The following is a 21,034-nucleotide window of genomic DNA, read 5'->3' on the forward strand; positions in this document are numbered from 1 at the left end:
ACCGGCCATGACCCTACCTATCCGGGGAATTCCTTCGATACGGTTCCCAGCTTTGCCGGGCCAGTGGGAGTACTCGGCACGGGTCACACTTGGGTCGTACCAGGCGGTCCCTCGCCGCCGACCGCGCGCAACGTCCCAACGTTGTCGCGCTGCATCGCCGCAAAATCGATCCCGTCGTCGTTGAGGTCCAGCGCATGACCGCCAACCCTGGTCAACAGTCTGCGCGAGGTCTCCATCCACCTCGCGGTCTTGGCGTCCAGCGCCGCCGCTGAGCTGCCCACCCAGCCCGCCCGGGCCGCCGCGAACCGGTTGTCCGACGACAAGTGCGCAGCCGCCAGGTCCTCACCCTGCCCAGACACCTGCGCCGCCGACGACGCTAAAGCCTCCAAGTCGACCCGAAACATCTCTCCAGTAGCCATCGCCACCACCTCGCCCGCCGAAACCTGACCATTCTCCTAGCAGCAGCTGGTAATCGGCCGCAAGTCAGGCCACGCCTACATGGCTTGCAATGTCAGCGGCGGCCCGGGATCGGGTGACAGCGGGACGTTTTCGCGTTGCAGCAGCCAGCCGGCGATGTTGTGGAACAACGGAGCTGCCGACGATCCGGGTGAGCCGTCGGCGGCGCGCTGCGGGTTGTCTATCATGATCCCGATGACATAGCGCGGATCATCGGCGGTGGCCATCCCGGCGAAGGTGATCCAGTAGACGTTGTCGAAGTAGCAGCCGCAGGCAGGGTTGATCTGCTGCGCCGTGCCGGTTTTGCCGGAAATCTGGTAACCGTCAACCGCGGCTGCCGACCCGGTGCCCTGCTGGATGCCCCTCGGATCATGCTGCACGACCGCGCGCAGCATATTGCGGACAGTTCGCGCAGTCTCCGGCGATACCACCCGAACCCCTTCTGGACGTGGTTCTTCGGTGCGAGTGCCGTCTGGTGCGATGGTGGCCTTGACGATCCGCGGTGGCATCCGCAGCCCGTCGTTGGCGATCGCCTGATACATGCCGGCCATCTGCAGCAGGGTCATCGAAAGGCCTTGGCCGATGGGCAGGTTGGAGAAGGTGCTGCCCGACCACTGGTCGAGCGGGGGGACCAGCCCGGCGCTCTCGCCCGGCAGCCCGACGTTGGTGCGCTGACCCAGGCCGAACTTGTGGAGCATGTCGAAGTAGCGGTCCGGACCGACGCGCTGGGCCAGCATCAGCGCACCGACGTTGGACGATTTCCCGAACACGCCGGTAGTGGTGTAGGGCGTCACGCCGTGATTCCAGGCGTCGTGCACCGTGACCCCGCCCATGTTGATCGACCCAGGCACCTGCAGCACCTCGTCGGGATTGCTGAGCCCGTATTCGATGACCGAGGAGGCGGTGATGACCTTGTTCACCGATCCCGGCTCGAACGGGGAGGTGACCGCGGGGTTGCCCATCTGCTTCTCGCCCTGACGCCCGATGTCCTGCGACGGGTCGAAGGTGTTGTCGTTCGTCATGGCCAGCACTTCGCCGGTCTTGGCATCCAGCACCACCGCCGAGACGTTGCGTGCCCCGGACAAGTTCTTGGCCTGCTGAACCTGCTGCTGGACATAAAACTGAATGTCGTCGTCGAGGGTGAGCTGGACGCTCGAGCCGTTGACCGCCTTGTGCTGATTGCGGTAGCTGCCGGGAATTACCACGCCGTCAGAGCCGCGGTCATAGGTGATGGAGCCGTCGGTGCCGGCCAACTCGGCGTCCATGGAATCCTCCAACCCGAGCAGACCGTGACCGTCCCAGTCGATTCCGCCGACGATGTTGGCCGCCAGCGATCCGCCGGGATACTGGCGTAGGTCTTGGCGTTCGGTGCCGACCTCGGGGTACTTGGTGGTAATGGCGGTGGCGATCGCCGGGTCGACGGCACGGGCGAGATAGACAAAAGTCTCGTCACTACGCAGCTTCTTGAGCAGGGTGGCCTTGTCCGGCTTGTTGTTCAGTCGCAGCGCCACTTCCTTGGCGATTTCCGTCAATCGCTGCTGCGGGTCGGGGGCTTTCGCGTTCTTCTGTCTGGCTTCGGTCAGCTGCTTGTTGATCCTGCGCGGCTGAAAGGTCAATGCGCGGGCCTCCATGGTGAAAGCGAGCTGGTCGTTATTGCGATCGATGACGCTGCCGCGCAACGCTTTTTGGACATCGGTGACCTTGAGTTGACTGGCCGCCTCCGCGCGCAGCCCCGAAGCGCTAGGCACCTGCAGATAGAACAGCTGGACGGCCGCTACCAACAGCGCCAGGAAGATGACCGCGTTGCCGGCTCGGTGTCGGAAGACGAAGGACGCGCCACGCGTCCCGAGCTCCACCGCCTGACGGGTGCGACGATCGCGCGCTGAGCGGACCGGTGGGCTCGCCTTCCCCCGCACATCTTTTTTGGGCGCCGCGGATTTCGTGGGCGTTTTCCCTGACTTGGCGCCGTCGAGAGCCTTTGCCCGCGTTGGCTTCCCAACCAGGCCTCGAGGGTGCACCGGCCGCGACGATCGGCTGCCCGACCGGTCTCCGCGGCTCACCGTGGAGCGCCGGGCGTTGTAACGGTCAAAGGGCCAAACTGCTCGCCGATGAGCGGCGCGGCCGGCGGAGCAGTGAGATGCGGTACACCCGCGGGCGGCGCGTCGACGGGAGGCGGCGCGTCGACGGGAGGCGGCGCAGCGGCGGGAGGCGGCGCAGCGGCGGGAGCGGGCATAACAGGAGCCGCCGGAGCTGCGGGCGCGGGCCCCGCGGGCATGGGCACGCCGGCCGGGGGTAGCGCGGGCGGCGACCCCGGTGCCGGCGGCGCGGCCGCGGCGGGCGGCGCGGCCGGCACACCCTGCGGCTCGGGTCCCGGTCCTGCAGCCGGTAGTTGGGGCGTGCCGGGAGGTGTCGGGAAGTGCTCGGGACCCAGCGTGGTGGCGCCGTTAGGGGTGCGGACCATCACCTGGGGTCCGGGCGCCAGTGGGACGGCCAGCCCGCCGTTGCCCGGCAAAACCCGCATCGGCACCTCGACCGAATTCATCGGCGGCGCCGCGGGCAGTGCCGGCTTTTCGTCGGGCAGCTTGGTGTTAAGCGGCGGCGGCGGAACTCCCTGGGCGGGCTTGGGAGTACCGACGACCATCCAGTTACCCGTCGGGTCCTGGATCAAGTGCGCGGTATCCCTGGTCGGGATCATCCCCAGGCCGCGAGCAGCCTCGGCCAACGCGGGTGCGGACTGCGCCTCCAGCACGTCCCGCTGGAGCGCTTCCTTCTGCTCCTGCAATAGCCGGTTCTCCTGGCGGGCAGTACTGAGCTGGTAGGAACGCTCGGCCGAGGCGGTGGACAGCCAAAGGGTCAGGCCCAGCCCGGCGCCGAGAGAACCGATCACCAACACCACGAACGGCACTTTGGCCGCCAATGTGCGCGGCCGTAGGTCAATCGACGCTAGCCGGTTGAGTAAACGTTCCCGCAACGGAGGACGAACGACTTTGGGTGCCTTGGCTTTCCGTGCCTTGGCCCGTGCCTTGGCCTGGCTGGCGTTTTTCGGCCGGGCCGGCCGCTCGACCGGCCGGGAGATCGGCGTCGTTTGCGGCCCGGATCGCGGCATCCGTGGCTCACGGGCTGGCGCTGAGGCTTTCCCGCCGCGCGGACGGGCTCGACGCACAACCGCCGGATCAGCCGGCCGGCGCCCGGTGCTCCGGGAAGTGCCGCCGTGCCCGTGTCGACGATCGGCCCCGCGAGGCGGTGGCGTTTCACGCTTGGCTTTCATCGGCCTCCCCTCCTCGCTGCCTGGTGCCCCGATTGCAGGCGTTGCAAAGCGCGCAGTCGCGCCGCGGCACTCCGTGGGTTATGCCGGACCTCGGCGTCGTCGGCACGTTCGGCGCCGCGCGTCAACGAGACGAATTGCGGTCCGTGCCCAGGGAGCTCGACCGGCAGGTCCGGCGGTGTGCTGGAGGTGGTGGCGTCGCTGAACACGCGTTTGACAATGCGGTCCTCTAGCGACTGATACGCCAGTACGACGATGCGTCCCTCGGTTGCCAGCGCGTCGAGCGCGGCGGGCAGGGCGGCGCGCAACGCATCCAGCTCACCGTTGACCGCGATACGCAGCGCCTGGAATGTGCGCTTGGCCGGGTGTCCGCCAGTACGCCGGGCCGGTGCCGGAACCGCTTGGTAGACAACCTCTACCAGCTCGCCGGTCGAACTGAACGGGGTGCGGCCACGCCGACGGATGATGTATGTGGCGATACGACGGGCGAAGCGCTCCTCGCCGTAGCGGCGCAGGATGTCGGTCAACGCGGCCTCGTCGTAGCTGTTGATGATTTCGGCGGCGGTCAGCGCTGATGTGGGGTCCATCCGCATGTCCAACGGCGCGTCGTGGGCATAGGAGAAACCGCGCTCGCTGCGGTCGAGCTGCATGGACGAGACGCCGAGATCGAACAGCATCCCATCCACCGATTCTGTTGCAGCGTAGCCCAATTCGTCCAGCGCAGGGCCGATCCCGTCATATCGGGTCTGGATCAGCGTGACTCGGTCAGCAAAACGCGCCAGCCGGGTGCGGACGATGTCCAGCGCGGTCGGGTCTCGGTCGACACCGATCAGGCGGAGTCCGGGCAGCTCGGTCAGGAACCGCTCGGCATGCCCGCCCGCACCGATGGTCGCGTCGATGAGCACCGCCCCTGAGCCGTCTGGATGGTGGCGCGTCAGCGCGGGGGTGAGCAGTGCCACGCAGCGGTCGAGGAGCACAGGCACATGACCGAAACCACCAGTGGCGTCAGGCACGACAACACCTTCCCGACGTTGGACACGGCGGTCGACTCGTCCGGCGGCCTGGGGAGCCGCCCAGGCATCGAGGTCCCTGTCCGACAGCACGAACCTGGCGTTGGGGAAGTACGTCAGGGTCGGTTCGGGCAGAGGCCACGGTGCACGGGCACGCGCCTCAGATAATGTCGCCGAGTGCTTCATCGCTGGCTGCGGAGAAGTTCTCTTCGTGGGTCTGTTGATATTCCTGCCAGGCCTGCGCATCCCAGATCTCGAGGTAGTCAACCGATCCGATGACCACGCAGTCTTTCGAAAGGTTGGCGTAGCGACGGTGGTCGGCCGACAACGTGATTCGGCCTTGTCCGTCGGGATGCTGTTCATCAGTTGCGGCGGCCAGGTTGCGCAGGAAGGCCCTGGCGTCCGGGTTGCTTCTGGACGCCTTGCTGGCCCGGCGGGCAAGTTGCTCGAATTCCGCGCGGGGATAGACAGCCAGGCTGTGGTCTTGGCTCTTGGTGACCATCAACCCTCCTGCCAGCGCGTCGCGGAACTTGGCGGGCAGCGTTAGCCGCCCCTTGTCGTCGAGCTTGGGCGTATACGTGCCGAGAAACATCTCGCCACCTCCACGCCATTCGACTTCCGCCACCATACCCCACAATCCCCCACTGCGCTCCATTTAACGGCACGAAGATCACCAAATGGTGTCGTTTCAGCAGGTTCTCGGCCACTGCGGCGACTCAGTCACGCCGGTTTCCTGCCGAAAACTCCAGCTCAACCCGCGTTGAGCTGGAGTTATCGAGAAAGTGGGGCGCAGTGGGTCAACGCTGAGGGGCCGTGTCGAGACCCGGCAGCGCACCTAGGCGGTGCGGCGCGAAACGGGCTTACCCGTCGCACAACAAGAAGGGCAGCCGCTGGCTGCCCTTCTTCTGATCGTTGACGCTATTCCTCGAAGCGGCGGCGGAACCGATCTTCCATGCGGCTGGTGAAAGACCCGCCGGCGCCCTTGCCTCGGCGCTGACGTCCGCCGGACGACGGCCCGGGGCGCTCCCCCCGACCGGACAGTCGCGGGCCGGTGATGGCAAACACCACGCCGCCGAACATCACGACGAACCCGACAATGCTGAGGATCGGAAGAGTTCCAATCCAGGTGGCGCGAAATGCCACCCCAGACACCAGCATCCCGAGTCCGAGCACAAACAGCGCCGCGCCCTGCAGCCGTCGCCGTGCGGTCGGCGCGCGCAACCCTCCGCCTCGAACGCTGGAGGCGAATTTAGGGTCTTCGGCATAGAGCGCGCTCTCGATCTGGTCGAGCATCCGCTGCTCATGATCGGAGAGTGGCATTCGTCCCTCCTTGCCGAAAAGCTGTCCGTAATACCGATAGCACGTGGATGCCCGCTGCGTGGGCAACTAATGAGAATGATACGAGGTCAATCAGCGTCATACCACTGCTTCGCTTGCTGATTGTAACCGCCGCCGTGTGGTGATCCGCGTACCGCCGCCGCATCCGATAATGGGATGGGAGCACGGCACTGGACGATCGACGAGGAGACCCGCGAGTTGGCGACATTCCTCATCAACCTGCCGCCGCACGACATGCAACGGCGTCTGGGAGATGCGCTGGGCGTTTACGTCGACGCAATGCGTTACCCGCGCGGCACCGAGAACCAGCGCGCCGCCATGTGGCTCGAGCACACCCGGCGACGCGGCTGGCAGGCCGTGGCCGCGGTGGAAGTCGACACCCCGGCCGCGGCGACGCCATCGTCTGCCGAGCTGAGCGACGCACCCCTGCTCGGCGTGGCCTACGGCTACTGCGGAGCCCCCGATCAGTGGTGGCAGCAGCAAGTCGTGGTCGGGTTGCAACGTTGCGGCTTCCCCGGCCCTGAGATCGCGGGCCTCATGGCCAGCTACTTCGAGCTGACCGAGCTGCACATTCATCCCCGCGCACAGGGCCGAGGCCTCGGAGAAGCGTTGGCACGCCGGCTGCTTGCCGAGCGCAGCGAAGCCAACGTGCTGTTATCGACTCCGGAAATCAACGGCGAAGCCAATCGGGCCTGGCGGTTGTACCGGCGGCTCGGATTTATCGACATCATCCGCGGCTACCACTTCACCGGTGACCCACGGGCGTTCGCGATCCTGGGCCGCAAACTCCCGCTGTAGCCGCACACCGCGCCGACGCGGTCTGGCACGATGACCTGGTGCCTGCCAGCAATATCCCGCCCTTCGCCCAGGTGTTCACCGCTCCTCGTCGTCGCCGCCTGGCGGCGATGACAATGCTGCTCCTGGTGATACCGGTGCTCGCCGGATGCGTCCGGATCAAAGCGTCGATCACCATCTCCCCGGACGACCTGGTGTCCGGGGAGATTATCGCGGCGGCCAAACCACACGGCGACAAAGACGCTGGACCGCAACTGGATCCCAATGTGCCGTTCAGCCAAAAGGTGGCGATTTCCAAATACGACACCGACGGCTATGTGGGTTCACAGGCGGTGTTCTCCGACTTGACCTTCGCCGAGTTGCCCGAGCTGGCGCATATGAACTCCGATGCCCAGGGCGTGAACCTGTCCCTGCGCAGGGCCGGCGACCTGGTGATTCTCGAGGGGCGAGCGGACCTGACGTCGCTGACCGATCCCGAGGCGGACGTCGAGCTGACCGTCGCCTTTCCCGGCACAGTGACGTCAACCAACGGAGACCGCGAGGACCCGGAGACGGTGCAGTGGAAACTCAAACCGGGCATCGTGAGCACGATGACCGCTCAGGCCCGCTACACCGATCCGAGCACCCGCTCGTTCCGCGGCGCCGCGCTCTGGCTGGGCCTTTCGTCGCTTGTCGTCGCGGGCGTGGTGGCGCTGCTGGCCTGGTTTGGCCGCGACCGCTCGCCCCGGTTCGCCGAGCAGAGCGACCAGCAGTCCGACTGACCCGAGGATCGACCAGCGGCCGTCAGCTCGACGGCGACCAGTAGTCGAGCAGCTTGGCGAACGTCTCGAAGGCCGGCGCAGAGTTGCCGTAGGTGGCCTCGAGATGGAGGCTCAGCGGAAATCCCAGGTCGACGAGACCGTCGATGACCCGCTTGTACAGATCGACCATCAGCTTGCGCTTCTGGGCAGGTTCGGTGGTGGCCAACGTCGAGACGAACGCCTGCTCATCAGCCACGGCGGCGTTGCCCGGATCCTGAATGAGCCAGTTGATGAATCCAACCCGGTTCTCGAGTTTCGGTACGAAGCCGAACGACAACAGGATCTCCGGCCGATGTTCCGTGGTCCTGGCGAACTCGGTTAGGAAACCCACAATCGCATCGGAGTACAGCAGCTGGGTCTGAGCGAATGTCGCACCCTGATCGCACTTGAAATTGAACCGGCCGTGTTCGCCCTCCCGGGTGGGAATCAGGATCACGCCGCGGTTGTCCACCAGCTCGCGATAGATCGACAGGGCGTCGGTCGGCGCGACTCCGGAACCTTCACCGTCGACCATGGTGCGGGGTACGCCGACGAACACGATCCCATCGATCCCGGCACCGACCAGATCACCGAGCCGCTCGCGCAAAGACTGCTCGTCCATGAAAGCGGTGACCTGGCTACACAATCCACGCACACCGGGCAACTCCGGTTTGATGATCGACCAGAAATCCAGCACGTCCAGCTTCGGCTTCATTTCGATGGGCCGGTCATCCTCCTCCTCAATCAACCCCGGCATCATCAGGTGCCCGATCCGCCCGTCGAGGCCGAATTCGGCGGACAGCCGCACCAGCTTGCGGGCGTCTTCGATCGCCTGCTCCGTACCGCGTTCGGCATTTGTCGGTACCAGCTCGAGCGCGATGGTGTTCAAGGTCAACGGGCTGTTCCTTTTCAAACGACTATGCCCCCGGCGCAGCGGAAACACTGGCCGGCGGGCGCGGATCACCCGACAGCATAGGTGCGAAATAGTGAGGCTGTCGAAGCTTCTCCGGGGCCCTGCCCGGGCCGCGTGGGGTCCGAGTCAGGCAAAACCCGCTGGACAGCGCGGCGCCGAATAGACTTGTCGGGCCACGATCGCGCCCGACGATGATGCGACCAGGAAGGGGTGTTCCGCTGAGCGTAGAAGCAGCAGCGACCGTCGAGTTGGCCGATGCCATCACCGACCGGCTGCGGAGATACCTGCAGGACCGCCGCGGTGAGGCCGCCTACATCGGAGGCGACTATGACCGCCTGACGGCCAGCCTGGAAGAGTTCGTCCTCAGCGGCGGGAAGCGGCTGCGTCCGGCCTTCGCCTACTGGGGCTGGCGCTCGGTGTCGAGCAAAGACGCCGACGCCCACGTGCTGCTGTTGTTCTCCGCGCTGGAGCTGCTGCACGCCTCGGCGCTGGTGCATGACGACGTGATCGACGGCTCGGCGACTCGCCGCGGCCGTCCGACCACGCACGTGCAATTCGCGGCGTTGCACCGCGACCGGCAGTGGCAGGGGTCATCCGACCAATTCGGCATCTCGGCGGCCATCCTGCTCGGCGATCTGGCGCTGGCGTGGGCCGACGACATCGTCGCGGGCATCGATCTGCCGCACGATGCGCGCGAGCGGGTGCGGCGAGTCTGGGTCGACATCCGCACCGAACTATTCGGCGGCCAATACCTCGATATCGTCGCCGAGGCCAGCGCCGCCGAGTCGATCGCCTCGGCGATGACCGTCAACACCTATAAGACCGCCTCCTACACGGTGTCGCGTCCGCTGCAATTGGGGGTGGCCGCCGCCGCCGACAGACCCGACGTGCAATCCCTTTTCCACCAGGTCGGCACCGACCTGGGCGTCGCATTCCAGCTACGCGACGACGTGTTGGGGGTGTTCGGGGATCCAGCGGTCACCGGTAAGCCCTCCGGAGACGACCTTCGCTCCGGCAAGCGCACGGTGCTGCTGGCAACGGCGGTGGAATTGGCCGACAAGTCAGATGCGGCCGCCGCCAAGCTGTTACGCGGCTCGATCGGCACCGACTTGACCGACACCCAGGTGGGCGAACTGCGCAAGGAGATCGAGCGGGTGGGCGCGCTGGCCGCGGTCGAGGACAGGATCGAGACGCTGACCGGGCGGGCACTGGCCACGCTCGCCGATGCACCTATCCACGCGGCGGCAAAGACCGGGCTGTCCGAGCTTGCCAGACTGGCCGCAAACCGGTCCGCGTGACGCGCATGTCCACCCCGACTTCCGTACCGACGGCTGGCTCGACTATCGGCCGGACACAACACTTTTCACGTCTGCGGGAATTCATCACCGCAGTCGAAGGCCGACCGGCACTGCTGGGCTGCCTGGGCGCGGCACTGATCACCATCGGAGGACTCGGCGCGGGCAGCACGAAACAGCATGACCCCCTGCTGGAGTCGCTGCACCTGTCGTGGATGCGCTATGGCCACGGGCTGGTGCTGTCGTCGGTAGTGCTGTGGGTGGGTGTCGCGTTGATGCTGACCGCATGGCTGTGGCTAGGCCGACGCGTTCTCGCCGGCGACGCAAGCGAATACACCATGGTGGCCACCACCGGCTTCTGGCTCGCGCCGCTACTGCTGTCGGTGCCGGTCTTCAGCCGCGACACCTACTCATATCTGGCCCAGGGCGCGCTGCTGCGCGACGGCCTGGACCCGTACGCGGTCGGGCCGATTGAGAACTCGAATCCGTTGCTGGACAACGTGAGTCCCATCTGGACCATCACCACCGCACCCTACGGTCCGGCATTCATCATGATTGCAAGGCTGGTCACGACACTGGTCGGCAACCATGTGATCGCCGGAACCATGTTGTTGCGGCTGTGCATGCTGCCCGGCCTGGCATTGCTGATCTGGGCGACACCCCGGCTGGCCCGCCATCTGAGCGCCGACGTGCCCATCGCCCTGTGGATTTGTGTGCTCAACCCCCTGGTCATCATTCATTTGATGGGCGGTGTGCACAACGAGATGCTGATGGTGGGCTTGATGACCGCCGGCATCGCGCTGACCTTTGAGCGCCATCATCTCGCAGGCATCACGCTGGTCGCCGTCGCGGTCGCGGTCAAGGCCACGGCCGGAATCGCGCTGCCGTTTCTGGTCTGGGTGTGGATGCGCCACCTACGCGAGCGGCGCGGATATCGGCCGCTCCCGGCCTTTGCCGCGGCCGGCGGGGCGTCTGTGCTGATCTTCGTCGCCGTGTTCGCGGTGTTATCCGGGGTGGCCGGAGTGGGGCTGGGCTGGCTAACCGCATTGGCCGGCTCGGTAAAGATCATCAACTGGCTGACGATCCCGACCGGCGCGGCGAACCTGATCCATGCCGTCGGCGGACTGTTCTTCCCGGTGAATTTCTATGGCGTGCTGCAGGTCACCCGGCTCATCGGGATTGGGATCATCGCGGTGTCGCTACCGCTGTTGTGGTGGCGATACCGGCGCGACGATCGGGCCGTGTTGACCGGGATCGGCTGGGCCATGGTCGTCGTCGTGTTGTTCGTACCCGGCGCGCTGCCCTGGTACTACAGCTGGCCGCTGGCGGTGGTGGCCCCGCTGGCCCAGTCGCGGCCGGCGGTCGCGGCGATCGCCGCATTCTCCACCTGGATCATGGTTATCTTCAGACCCGATGGCGCCCATGGCATGTACTCGTGGATCCAGGTCTTCATAGCGACGACGTGCGCGATGATCGCCTGGTACGCGCTGTCACGGCCGGCCCGGCCGGCCGAGATCACCGCCGAGCCCGGCTGAGTCGGCCTTCAATAGGCCATCGCCTGAGCGCGGCGCAACACTTCGCGAGCCTGGTGTGCGTGCAAGGCGTCGACCGGGCGGGCGTTGCTGATGGCGTCGCGCGTTCCGTCCCGGGTGACGGTCAGCGACGGGTCGGGAGTGAAGAGCCAGCGCACGATTTCGGTGTCGTGGTAGCCGCCGTCATGCAAAACCATCAGCAATCCCGGCAGGCTCTTGACCACGTGGCCGGTATCGGTGAAAAAGACCTGCGGCACTACCACATCACCGGCTCGCCGTACCCCGACGAGGTGACCTTCCCGTAGCTGCTGGTGAACCTTGGTGACCGGCACGCCGAGCAGCTCGGCAACGCCGGGCAGATCGAAGGTGGGTTCGTCGGGGTCCAGAACGTCGTCGCCGGCCGGAATCCTGCTCACCGACTCAGTGTACGGCCGGGCATGCGACTATTCGGGCGCGCTGAGCGAGGTTTCAGGCGGAACTCGTGGTGCCACCTACGATAAGCCCCGTGGCTGACGATCCGCTGGAGGGCGCGCTGCTGGACGGGCGGTATCGCGTCGCGGCCAAGATCGCCACCGGCGGCACGTCGACGGTGTACCGGGGCCTTGACACGCGGTTGGACCGACCGGTCGCGCTGAAGGTGATGGATTCCCGCTACGCCGGCGACCAGCAATTCCTCACCCGCTTCCAACTCGAGGCCCGCAGCGTCGCCCGGCTCAAAGACCCCGGACTGGTGGCGGTCTACGACCAGGGCCTGGACGCCCGACACCCGTTCCTGGTGATGGAACTCGTCGAGGGCGGCACGCTGCGAGAGCTGCTGAGCGAACGCGGTCCGATGCCGCCGCATGCCGTCGCGGCGGTGCTGCGCCCGGTGCTGGGCGGGCTGGCCGCCGCGCACGGTGCGGGCCTGGTGCACCGCGATGTCAAACCCGAAAACGTGTTGATCTCCGACCAGGGCGACGTCAAAATCGTCGACTTCGGCTTGGTCCGCGCCGTCGCCGCGGCCGGAATCACTTCCACCAGCGTCATTCTCGGCACCGCCGCCTACCTGTCTCCGGAACAGGTTCGGGACGGCAATGCCAGCCCGCGCAGCGATGTCTATGCCGCGGGGATCGTGGCCTACGAGCTGCTGACCGGGCAGACGCCGTTTTCCGGCGACTCGGCGTTGTCGATCGCATACCAACGTTTGGATACCGATGTGCCGGCCCCCGGCACGGTGATCTCCGGTGTTCCCGAACAATTCGACCGGCTGGTCAGGCGCGCGACGGCGCGCGATCCCGCCGACCGCTACGCTGACGCGCTTGACATGGGCGCCGAATTGGAGGCGATCGTCGACGAATTGGCGCTACCGGAATTCCGGGTCCCCGCGCCGCGCAACTCCGCTCAACACCGCTCAGCCGCGCTGCACCGCAGCCAGGTCGACCAACACCAGACCACAGAGCAGCACCGGCATCCACCCGGGCGGACGCCGGTGCACAACCCGACCCGTCAGCTGACCCGAGGGCCTCAGGACTGGCCCGCTGAACCGGACGCGCGGAACGATGACGAATACCGGGAGATATCAGGTCAATTCGCCGGAATCGCGATGGTCGAGTTCGCGCTCGCGCGCCAGCATGCCCGCCGCATGGTGTTGATCTGGGTAGCGGTCGTGTTATCGGTCACCGGGATGGTGGCCGCGGCGGCATGGACCGTCGGCAGTAACTTGAGCGGGCTGCTCTAGCGGTCTTGTGCTGAATTCGACTCAGTCGCGCAACATCTCGGCGACCAGGAACGCCAGCTCCAATGACTGCTGGGTGTTCAGCCGCGGGTCGCATGCCGTTTCGTAGCGGCCGCTCAGATCGGTGTCCGAAATGTCCTGGGCACCGCCAAGACACTCGGTGACGTTCTCCCCGGTGATCTCGACGTGGATGCCACCGGGGTACGTGCCCAGCGCCCGGTGCACCTCGAAGAAGCCCTGCACCTCGTCGACGATCCGGTCGAAATGCCTCGTCTTGTAACCAGTGGACGACTCGTGGGTGTTGCCGTGCATGGGATCGCACTGCCATATCACCCGATGACCGGTGGCCTGCACCTTCTCGATGATCGGCGGCAACAGGTCACGCACCCTGTTGTTGCCCAGCCGGCTCACCAAGGTCACTCGGCCCGGCTTGTTGTGCGGATCGAGGCGCTCCACATATTCCACAGCTTGATCGGGTGTCGTCGTCGGACCGATCTTGACGCCAATCGGGTTCGCGATCACCTCAGCCAATGCGATATGCGCGCCGTCGAGCTGCCGGGTCCGATCGCCGATCCAGAGGTAGTGCGCCGACAGGTCATACAGTTGCGGCTGGCCGTCCTGCTCGTGCGACAGCCGCAGCATGGCACGCTCGTAGTCGAGCACCAAAGCTTCATGGCTGGCGTAGATTTCGGCGGTCTGCAGATTACGGTCGGCCACCCCGCAGGCGCTCATGAACTTCAGGCCGCGGTCGATCTCGGAGGCCAGCGCCTCGTAACGCGCACCGGCCGGCGAGGTCCGGACGAATTCCCGGTTCCAGTCGTGCACCAGGTGCAGCGACGCCAGCCCCGACGATGTCAGGGCGCGCACCAGGTTCATCGCCGCACCGGCGTTGGCGTAGGCCCGCACCAGCCGCGACGGGTCGTGCTCACGCGCCGCGGCGTCCGGGGCGAATCCGTTGACCATGTCGCCGCGGTAGGAGCGCAGCCCCAGCGCGTCGAGTTCAGCCGACCGAGGCTTGGCGTATTGGCCGGCGATGCGCGCCAACTTGACCACCGGCACGCTGGCGCCATAGGTCAACACCACCGCCATCTGCAGCAAGGTGCGGATGTTCCCCCTGATGTGCGGTTCGGTGTTGTCGACGAACGTCTCCGCGCAGTCGCCGCCCTGCAGCAGGAACGCCTCACCCCGGGCAACCTGGGCCAGCATCTCCTGTAGCCGCACGATCTCTGACGGCACCGTCACCGGTGGCACACTCTCCAGCACCGTTCGCATCGGCTCGACCTGCTCGGGCGTCCAACTTGGCTGCTGTGCGGCGGGCCTTGCCAGCGCGGCGTCCAGCCGGGCCCGCAGATCCGCCGGCAGCGGAGGCAGCGCCGGCAGCTGCTCGATCGGTACATCAACGGTCCAGTTCACCCGTCCATGGTAGCTGGGCTCCGCAGCCGGCTAATCGGGCCGAAATCAGCGCGAACGCGAACAGGCCGGGCTAGCCGTGGTGACCGTCGGCGGCGGCGATCAACCGGTATCGCCGCAGCTGGTCTCGAGCGTCGACCAACGCGTCGTGCACATCCGGCGGCCGGCGCGGCAGCCGCGGACGCCCGCGATCCTCCCAAAGCTGGCGCAGCTCCCGGGTGAAGCGCGGCATCGCCGGCGGCAGATGGGTCATCGGGCCCCACAACTGACAGAGCACGACATGGTCATAGGCGCCGACCCAGGCCCACAGCTCGATCGGCTCGGCGCCGTCGATGTCGAAGAACGTTTCCAGGTCCGCGCGGATCCTGGCGCGTGGGCGCCATAGCGGCGACGCCGGTGGCGGTAGCTTCGGCAGCACGTGGGTGCGCACCCAGCTTCCGGCCCGCTCGGGATCGAATTCGGTCGAGACTGCGTAGTATTCGCGGCCGTCCTCGGCGGCCACCCCGATCGAGATCAGCTCGATGGTGCGGCCGTCATCGATGAATTCCGTGTCGTAGAAGTACCGCACGGCCGAAATTTAGCGTAGTCCGCCGGTCACCTGATGCCTGCACCGCTGGCGAGGGGGTGCCGCGGTGGTATCGGCGGCGGCGGCGCCGGGTGGACCTCGCGATCCAATAGCGCGTCGACCATGCGATGGTCGGGCCGGCGCGGCGTGCCGGCGATCGTGTACTGCACCCACAGCTTGGCCCGCACGACGGGGCGGCGCAGGGTTCGTTCCCGCTGCAGCGCACGCGCCATCTTGTCCAGCCGACTCATGTAAAGCCAGCGGGCCCACGGGGCTTGCGGGCGCGACAGCCGGATCGCCCCGATGAACAGCAGCGGGACGAAGAACATGCCGATCAGCCCGGTCCACACCTTGCCCTTGAGCACGACCAGCACCGCCAGTGGCAACGTCAGCGCCATCGCGAAGATCACACCGGCGCGCAGCGGCACCGAGTGGGTGGTGTCGTGCCACAGGCTGATGAAGAACAAGAACGGGTGCAGGCCCAGGACCAGCAGTCCGCCCACCGCCACTGCAGCGAAGACCGCGTCGACCGAAGTCCGCCCGTCTTCCTCCCAGTAGACGTCGGACAGATGCAGGATCAGCGCGTACTCGTCGAGCACCAACGCGGCTCCGATGCCGAAGACGATCGCGCTAGCGGTGTATTCGAGTTCGTTGCCGGTGACCGACAAGGCCACCAACGTCACGCCGGAGATCATCACCAGCAGAACTCCGACCACCACATGGTGGATGTGCATCTTCCCGATGTGAATGTTTCGTGGCTCCCACCACTTTGGCGGCACGCCACGGTCGGCGCGGCGGCGGATGTAGCGCACGAAGGTGCGTGTCACGAAAAAGGTGAGGATGAAGGCGACCAGACAGCACACCAGCGGCAGTCGACCGCGGCCGAGAATGTCGTCTTCGAACCAGCGGAGCACCTTAAGAAACCTACGCCCACTTCGCACCGACGGCCCTCCGCGACACCGGCTAAGGCGCCAGCACCGATAGGCTGTTCACCGACATGAGTAGATCGCGGTCGCCCGACGTGGGCAGTTGGCGCGGGCGGCTAGCGGCCGCGCGGCGAGGTATCTGGCGAAATGCCTGGTGGGCGCTGCTCCAACCGCTGGCCCTGGTCGCATTGGGCTACGCTGCGTGGCGGCTCGTCGGCCACACCCCATACCGCATCGACATCGACGTCTACCGGATGGGCGGCCAAGCCTGGCTGGATAACCGCCCGCTGTATGCGGACGGTGTGGAATTTCACACGCCGATCGGGTTGAACCTCCCGTTCACCTATCCCCCACTCGCCGCCATCGTGTTTTGCCCGTTCGCCTGGTTGGGGATGCCGGCCGCGAGCGTGACGATCACGCTGATCACCTTGGTGCTGTTGATCGTCTCCACGATGATCGTGCTGACCCGACTCGACGTGTGGAGCACCGCTCGGGTGGTGCCCGGCCCGGCTTGGCTGCGCCGGTGGTGGTTGACGGCGCTGATCGTGGCCGCAGCAGCGATCTGGCTGGAGCCCATCAAATCGAATTTCGCGTTCGGGCAGATCAACGTGGTGCTGATGACGCTGGCGATCGCCGACTGCGTGCCGCGCCGCACCCCGTGGCCACGTGGATTGCTGCTGGGGTTGGGCATTGCGCTCAAACTCACTCCGGCGGTGTTCCTGCTGTATTTCCTGCTAAACCGCGACAAACGCGCCGTGTTGACCTCGATAGCGTCCTTCCTGGTGGCAACCCTGGCCGGGTTTGCGCTGGCGTGGCGGGACTCCTGGCAGTACTGGAGCGAGACGGTCCACAACACCGATCGGATCGGCGCGGCGAGTTTGAACACCAACCAGAACGTCGCTGGGGCGCTGGCGCGGCTGGGCCTCAGCGACCATGCGCGGTTCCTGCCGTGGGTGGCCGCGTGTCTGCTGGTGCTGGCGCTGACCGTGTGGGCGGCGCGGCGGGCGCTGCGCGCCGGCGAGCCGACTCTCGCGGTGATCTGTATCGCGCTGTTCGGGCTGGTGGTTTCGCCGGTGTCCTGGTCGCACCACTGGGTGTGGATGCTGCCGACGGTGGTGGTGACCGCGGTGCTGGCCTGGCGGCAGCGGAACGCGGCGCTGGCAGCGATCAGCGCGGCCGGAGTCGCGCTGATGGTCTGGACACCGATCGACCTGCTGCCCAAGCACCATGAGCTGGGCGCGGCGTGGTGGCGCCAACTCGCCGGCGTCTCCTACTTGTGGTGGGCGCTGGCGGCCATCGTCACGGCCGGCGCCACGGTCGCTGTCAGCGGCGCCACTACCGCCGCTGCACCACGGGCGTCGAACGCGCCTCAGCCGGTGTCAGCCGTCGGCTGACCAGGGGACGGAGATCGGCTAGCCCGCCGCCGTCTCAGGGATCCGCATCGGCGATTGCGTCGACGATCCGGACCCGTTGCCGTCTTTGAGGGTGGCGGCGTAGATGTCGACGTATTCCTGACCCGACAGCCCCATCAGCTCGTAGATCACCTCGTCGATGACGGCTCGTTCGATAAAGCGGTTGCCGGCCAGCCCGTCGAAGCGGGAAAAGTCCATCGGCTTGCCGAACCGGACCTTGACCCGGCCGAACCGCCACATCTTTTTGCCGGGCGGATTGACGACGTTGGTGCCGATCATCGCCACCGGTATCACCGGAACCCCGGTCTGCAGTGCCAGACGGGCCAATCCGGTCTTGCCCTTGTACAACCTGCCATCGGGTGAGCGAGTGCCCTCGGGATACATGCCGAGCAGCTTGCCCTCGCTCAGCAACCGCTCAGCCGTATTCAAAGCGGCCTGCGCGGCATCGGCGTCGCTGCGGTCGATCGGCACTTGTCCGGTGGTGCTATAAAACCAGCGGTTGAACCAACCCTTCAGCCCGGTGCCGGTGAAATATTCGGACTTCGCCAGAAAGGTGATGCGGCGCCGCACAACCAGCGGCAGGTAGAAACTGTCAGCGACCGCCAGATGGTTGCTGGCCAGGATCGCCGGGCCGGACTGTGGGACGTATTCCAGTCCTTCGATTTTCGGACGACCGAGGACCGCGAGCAGCGGGCCCATGAAGAAGTACTTAAGAAGCCAGTACCACATGGACCCTCCCATTTGCCCGCATCGATGGGTGTTCTGCGCCAAGCGTACCGATCCACTGTGTACGGGACCACAGCGGCGCGGGCGACCTGCTTACTCTTCGACCGTGAGCCGGCTGCCGTTAACCCGAGCCGCCGCGGCTACTCCTCGACGGTGACGGTGATGGGCTGATAGCGACTCGTCGCAGCGGCATCGGCCGCCGCATCAACCTCGGCACCGCCGCTCGGCGGACCGTCGGGCGGCGGCGTCGATCCGTCGACTTGCTCGACGATGGCCCGGATCACCGCCAGCAGCGCGACGCTGTGCTCGGCGATGACCGTCAGCAACGGGTGTTCCTCCCCGGTCACGACTGCGGCCAGCGCGCAGATCGGACACCACACCTGCTGGCACTTGCCGGTGCCGGCGCCGTCGCCAAGCGCCCGCGACACCGCCAAGCGGACCGCGGGGTCGATCCCGTCGAGAATGCTCTGGGCGAGTTTGCGCAACTCCGGACCGATGTCGGGGTGGACGCCACTCATCTACGCCACTCTCCCCGGCAAGCGGGTGGTACCCCCACCCCGCCGCTGCGCTGTTGTTCGTCGTCGGCGCGACTCACTTCGGCCACACCTCCGGATCAGGTCGAAAACGCACCGTCAATTCGCTACCGCGAAGATGCGCGTCCAATACCGTGCATCGCCGCAGGACGGACGCCAACCGAACTCTGCGTCGCATCCCGCCGGCGCCAACGATCAGGTCGTCGCCGACTCGGCCAAGGGTAAGCGCGCCGGAATCGATTTGCGGCAACTCTAGCCGCAATCGGTAGACCGACTGCAGGCCGGATCCTGACTCCAGGTCCACGACGGGACGCAACGGCCCCGGCGGCGCCGACCCGTCGCGGCGGCGCGCACTGTCCAACAGCTCGGCGAGCGCTTTGGGGCCGATCGGCTCACCGGCCAGATGCGGGGTAAGGACCAGCGCTACATCGCCGATGGCGGCGTCCAGTTCGTCCAGCACCGCTCGCTGCTCACTGATTCGCTCGGAATACCAGTCGAAGGCCGGATGAGCGGGCAGATTGCGGTACTCGTAGGAATCGTCCTGCACCAGAATCTGGTTGACGATTAATTCCTCCACGCGCAGACCCATCAACGCCAACGAGCCCAGCGTCCGGAGGGCTTCGGCCGCCACCACCCGTTCCGCAGTGAGTACCAGATGTGCACCGACGCGCGTGCTGTCGGTCAGCAGCGCGCTGAGCTTTTCGACGCTTGCGCTGATGCGTTCCAGCAGTTCCACCACCGCGGTCGATCGGGCGTCGTCGGCTGCCGTGGAAAGCCTGCGATGCCGCGGCCAGGCTCGCTCGACGTACAGCGCGAACGTGGCCGGCAGGGTCAGCATCCGCATTGCGTCGGCGGTGGAGGCACAGTCGACCACGATGTGGTCCCATAGTTCGGCCGCAGCCAACTCGCCGACCTCATGCAGGCCGAGGACTTCCTGAACGCCAGGCAACGCCGAAAGTTCTTCGGGCGCAACCTCGTCCAGCTCCGATTCGGGAAAGCGCAGGCCCAACGTGTCGACCACCGTGCGCCAGCGAGCCTCGAGCAGCGCCAAGGTGTCCATCGCCAACGCGTCGAGGAAGCCGCCGCCGACGTCGGCCGCTCCCGTTTCGAGGTCTGCGAGGACTCGCACGGGATCGCGTCGGCCGGTCGGGGTGACCGCGACACCGAGCACGTCACCCAGCGAGTGCGCCTGGTCGGTAGATACCAACAACACCCGCTGACCGGCGCGCGCGTCACGCACGGCGGTCGCGGCCGCCAAAGTGGACTTTCCTACCCCACCTTTGCCGACGAAAAGACTGATCCGGGCAACAGTGGGCGCTGCCGACTCACTCAGCCTCGACTCGTTTCTTCAGATCCTTCAACGCGGAGTCGATCAACCTGCGCTCGGCCTTGCGCTTGAGCAAACCGATCATCGGAATAGCGATGTCGACCGTGAGCTCATAGGTAACGTCAGTGCCAGAGCCCTTGGACGCCAAACGATATACACCGTCGAGGGACCGCAGCAGCGAGCTGGAAACCAGCGACCAGCGCACCGAGCCGCGATCTTTCGGCCACTCGTAGGACAGCACCAGTGTGTCTTTGAGGACGCTGGTGTCCAGCACCAGCCGTGCCACCTTCGGATTGCCCTGGGGGTCGGCCTCGAGGACTTCGGCCTCCTTGTATTCCGACACCCAGTCGGGATACGAGCCGATGTCAGCGATCACGTCCATGACCGTGCTGGGGTCCGCGTCGATGTAGATCGTCTGCGCCGTCTTCTCCGCCACCTGGTCGCTTCCTTCTCCCCCGTACGCCGGTAGTGCCTTTGCCGCCATTGGGTTGGAGCCCGCTTACGGGGCACGCCTGCACCCTGTGGGCTGTACCGCCAGCCCACGGCAGAAACGGTACTCCCCGGTTGAGTTCAGACCTGGTCAAGCACCGGAGAAACGCCAACCGGTCGGGACCGTTCAAGCGCCGCCTTCACCTCGAAGGCCATTTTCTTACCCGCGACCCGGCGCCGGTGGGTCAGTCTCCGCAAGTTCATCCTGGCCAATTGCCATGCCGCGACCCCGGACGGCTCAGCATGCAGAAAGTAGTGCAGCAGCACGCCATCCAACGACGGTTCCAGCCAGATTTCCATCGTTCCGGTGAGCGGACCGGTAACCGCCCAGCGGACTCCTTTGTCGGCGCGGTCTTCGATAACTCGCAGCCGCAGGTCTGGCCACCACCGTCGCCAGCTGGCCGGATCGCCGATGGCAGCACCGACGCGTACAGGGTCGGCGGCGACGAACGTCTCGTCGGCAATTTGAACGCTGTGCACGGCCCCTAGCTTCACATACAGCAGCCGTGGCCGCATACACCAGTCTCGATCGTCCTGCTGATCGCGACC

22 protein-coding genes are annotated in these 21,034 nt (G+C 66.3%); 6 read left to right on the forward strand and 16 right to left on the reverse strand.

The window, feature by feature from the left end; genetic code table 11:
- Positions 1 to 83: 83 nt before the first annotated feature.
- The 6 genes from VNW74_RS03990 to VNW74_RS04015 all read right to left on the reverse strand — a co-directional run bounded on the left by VNW74_RS03990 (position 84) and on the right by VNW74_RS04015 (position 6,051).
- The gene (locus VNW74_RS03990; RefSeq protein WP_325675303.1) at positions 84 to 419 is read right to left on the reverse strand and encodes a WXG100 family type VII secretion target; all 336 of its coding nucleotides are present in this window, start codon (positions 417 to 419) and stop codon (positions 84 to 86) included.
- 75 nt (positions 420 to 494) lie between these two features.
- Positions 495 to 2,372: a penicillin-binding protein 2 gene (locus VNW74_RS03995; RefSeq protein WP_325675304.1), complete on the reverse strand. Its 1,878-nt coding sequence runs from the start codon at positions 2,370 to 2,372 to the stop codon at positions 495 to 497.
- Between the two features lie 140 nt (positions 2,373 to 2,512).
- A complete protein-coding gene (locus VNW74_RS04000; protein WP_325675305.1) occupies positions 2,513 to 3,724 on the reverse strand; it encodes a hypothetical protein in 1,212 nt (403 codons plus the stop codon).
- A complete protein-coding gene (gene rsmH, locus VNW74_RS04005; RefSeq protein WP_325675306.1) occupies positions 3,721 to 4,917 on the reverse strand; it encodes a 16S rRNA (cytosine(1402)-N(4))-methyltransferase RsmH in 1,197 nt (398 codons plus the stop codon). Before rsmH ends, VNW74_RS04000 begins: the two co-directional genes overlap by 4 nt.
- Positions 4,892 to 5,323 (reverse strand): division/cell wall cluster transcriptional repressor MraZ, encoded by a 432-nt coding sequence (mraZ, locus tag VNW74_RS04010; RefSeq protein ID WP_325675330.1) that lies wholly within the window; start codon positions 5,321 to 5,323, stop codon positions 4,892 to 4,894. Before mraZ ends, rsmH begins: the two co-directional genes overlap by 26 nt.
- Positions 5,324 to 5,649: 326 nt before the next feature.
- Positions 5,650 to 6,051 carry a DUF3040 domain-containing protein gene (locus VNW74_RS04015; RefSeq protein ID WP_325675307.1) on the reverse strand — a complete coding sequence of 134 codons (402 nt, stop codon included), beginning with the start codon at positions 6,049 to 6,051 and terminating at the stop codon, positions 5,650 to 5,652.
- A 216-nt stretch (positions 6,052 to 6,267) separates the two neighbouring features.
- On the opposite strand from VNW74_RS04015, the gene VNW74_RS04020 reads away from it, so the two are divergent.
- Positions 6,268 to 6,867 carry an N-acetyltransferase gene (locus VNW74_RS04020; RefSeq protein WP_325675331.1) on the forward strand — a complete coding sequence of 200 codons (600 nt, stop codon included), beginning with the start codon at positions 6,268 to 6,270 and terminating at the stop codon, positions 6,865 to 6,867.
- A gap of 107 nt (positions 6,868 to 6,974) precedes the next feature.
- Complete coding sequence (locus VNW74_RS04025) at positions 6,975 to 7,625, forward strand: LppM family (lipo)protein (RefSeq protein ID WP_325675332.1); 651 nt, start codon at positions 6,975 to 6,977, stop codon at positions 7,623 to 7,625.
- 22 nt (positions 7,626 to 7,647) lie between these two features.
- Here the strand turns inward: VNW74_RS04025 and VNW74_RS04030 are convergent, their stop codons facing one another.
- Positions 7,648 to 8,538 carry a mycobacterial-type methylenetetrahydrofolate reductase gene (locus VNW74_RS04030; protein ID WP_325675308.1) on the reverse strand — a complete coding sequence of 297 codons (891 nt, stop codon included), beginning with the start codon at positions 8,536 to 8,538 and terminating at the stop codon, positions 7,648 to 7,650.
- A gap of 266 nt (positions 8,539 to 8,804) precedes the next feature.
- Here VNW74_RS04030 and idsA2 point away from each other — a divergent pair, with 266 nt between their 5' ends.
- The gene (gene idsA2 / locus VNW74_RS04035; RefSeq protein ID WP_325675333.1) at positions 8,805 to 9,854 is read left to right on the forward strand and encodes a bifunctional (2E,6E)-farnesyl/geranyl diphosphate synthase; all 1,050 of its coding nucleotides are present in this window, start codon (positions 8,805 to 8,807) and stop codon (positions 9,852 to 9,854) included.
- A gap of 5 nt (positions 9,855 to 9,859) precedes the next feature.
- Positions 9,860 to 11,386, forward strand: a complete 1,527-nt coding sequence (locus VNW74_RS04040) for an alpha-(1->6)-mannopyranosyltransferase A (RefSeq protein WP_325675309.1) — start codon at positions 9,860 to 9,862, stop codon at positions 11,384 to 11,386.
- An 8-nt stretch (positions 11,387 to 11,394) separates the two neighbouring features.
- On the opposite strand, the gene VNW74_RS04045 is transcribed toward VNW74_RS04040, so the two are convergent.
- Positions 11,395 to 11,799 (reverse strand): Rv2175c family DNA-binding protein, encoded by a 405-nt coding sequence (locus VNW74_RS04045; RefSeq protein WP_325675310.1) that lies wholly within the window; start codon positions 11,797 to 11,799, stop codon positions 11,395 to 11,397.
- A gap of 89 nt (positions 11,800 to 11,888) precedes the next feature.
- Between VNW74_RS04045 and VNW74_RS04050 the strand changes: the two genes are divergently transcribed.
- On the forward strand, positions 11,889 to 13,100 hold the full coding sequence (locus VNW74_RS04050; RefSeq protein ID WP_325675311.1) for a protein kinase domain-containing protein: 1,212 nt from the start codon (positions 11,889 to 11,891) through the stop codon (positions 13,098 to 13,100).
- Between the two features lie 21 nt (positions 13,101 to 13,121).
- Here the strand turns inward: VNW74_RS04050 and VNW74_RS04055 are convergent, their stop codons facing one another.
- The 3 genes from VNW74_RS04055 to VNW74_RS04065 form a co-directional block, all read right to left on the reverse strand.
- Positions 13,122 to 14,510 carry a class II 3-deoxy-7-phosphoheptulonate synthase gene (locus VNW74_RS04055; RefSeq protein WP_325675312.1) on the reverse strand — a complete coding sequence of 463 codons (1,389 nt, stop codon included), beginning with the start codon at positions 14,508 to 14,510 and terminating at the stop codon, positions 13,122 to 13,124.
- Positions 14,511 to 14,580: 70 nt separating this feature from the next.
- On the reverse strand, positions 14,581 to 15,075 hold the full coding sequence (locus tag VNW74_RS04060) for a polyadenylate-specific 3'-exoribonuclease AS (protein ID WP_325675313.1): 495 nt from the start codon (positions 15,073 to 15,075) through the stop codon (positions 14,581 to 14,583).
- Between the two features lie 26 nt (positions 15,076 to 15,101).
- Complete coding sequence (locus VNW74_RS04065; protein WP_325675314.1) at positions 15,102 to 15,986, reverse strand: hypothetical protein; 885 nt, start codon at positions 15,984 to 15,986, stop codon at positions 15,102 to 15,104.
- Positions 15,987 to 16,069: 83 nt separating this feature from the next.
- Between VNW74_RS04065 and VNW74_RS04070 the strand changes: the two genes are divergently transcribed.
- The gene (locus VNW74_RS04070) at positions 16,070 to 17,392 is read left to right on the forward strand and encodes a glycosyltransferase 87 family protein (RefSeq protein ID WP_325675315.1); all 1,323 of its coding nucleotides are present in this window, start codon (positions 16,070 to 16,072) and stop codon (positions 17,390 to 17,392) included.
- A gap of 18 nt (positions 17,393 to 17,410) precedes the next feature.
- On the opposite strand, the gene VNW74_RS04075 is transcribed toward VNW74_RS04070, so the two are convergent.
- The 5 genes from VNW74_RS04075 to VNW74_RS04095 form a co-directional block, all read right to left on the reverse strand.
- Positions 17,411 to 18,139: a lysophospholipid acyltransferase family protein gene (locus tag VNW74_RS04075; RefSeq protein WP_325675316.1), complete on the reverse strand. Its 729-nt coding sequence runs from the start codon at positions 18,137 to 18,139 to the stop codon at positions 17,411 to 17,413.
- Between the two features lie 137 nt (positions 18,140 to 18,276).
- A complete protein-coding gene (locus VNW74_RS04080; RefSeq protein WP_325675317.1) occupies positions 18,277 to 18,654 on the reverse strand; it encodes a hypothetical protein in 378 nt (125 codons plus the stop codon).
- A gap of 73 nt (positions 18,655 to 18,727) precedes the next feature.
- On the reverse strand, positions 18,728 to 20,002 hold the full coding sequence (locus VNW74_RS04085; RefSeq protein WP_325675334.1) for an ArsA family ATPase: 1,275 nt from the start codon (positions 20,000 to 20,002) through the stop codon (positions 18,728 to 18,730).
- The gene (locus tag VNW74_RS04090) at positions 19,995 to 20,432 is read right to left on the reverse strand and encodes an SRPBCC family protein (RefSeq protein WP_325675318.1); all 438 of its coding nucleotides are present in this window, start codon (positions 20,430 to 20,432) and stop codon (positions 19,995 to 19,997) included. Before VNW74_RS04090 ends, VNW74_RS04085 begins: the two co-directional genes overlap by 8 nt.
- Positions 20,433 to 20,566: 134 nt before the next feature.
- The gene (locus VNW74_RS04095) at positions 20,567 to 20,965 is read right to left on the reverse strand and encodes a polyketide cyclase / dehydrase and lipid transport (RefSeq protein ID WP_325675319.1); all 399 of its coding nucleotides are present in this window, start codon (positions 20,963 to 20,965) and stop codon (positions 20,567 to 20,569) included.
- Between the last annotated feature and the right edge of the window lie 69 nt (positions 20,966 to 21,034).

Origin of the sequence: Mycobacterium sp. (assembly GCF_035570115.1) — a bacterium.
Classification (GTDB): domain Bacteria; phylum Actinomycetota; class Actinomycetes; order Mycobacteriales; family Mycobacteriaceae; genus Mycobacterium.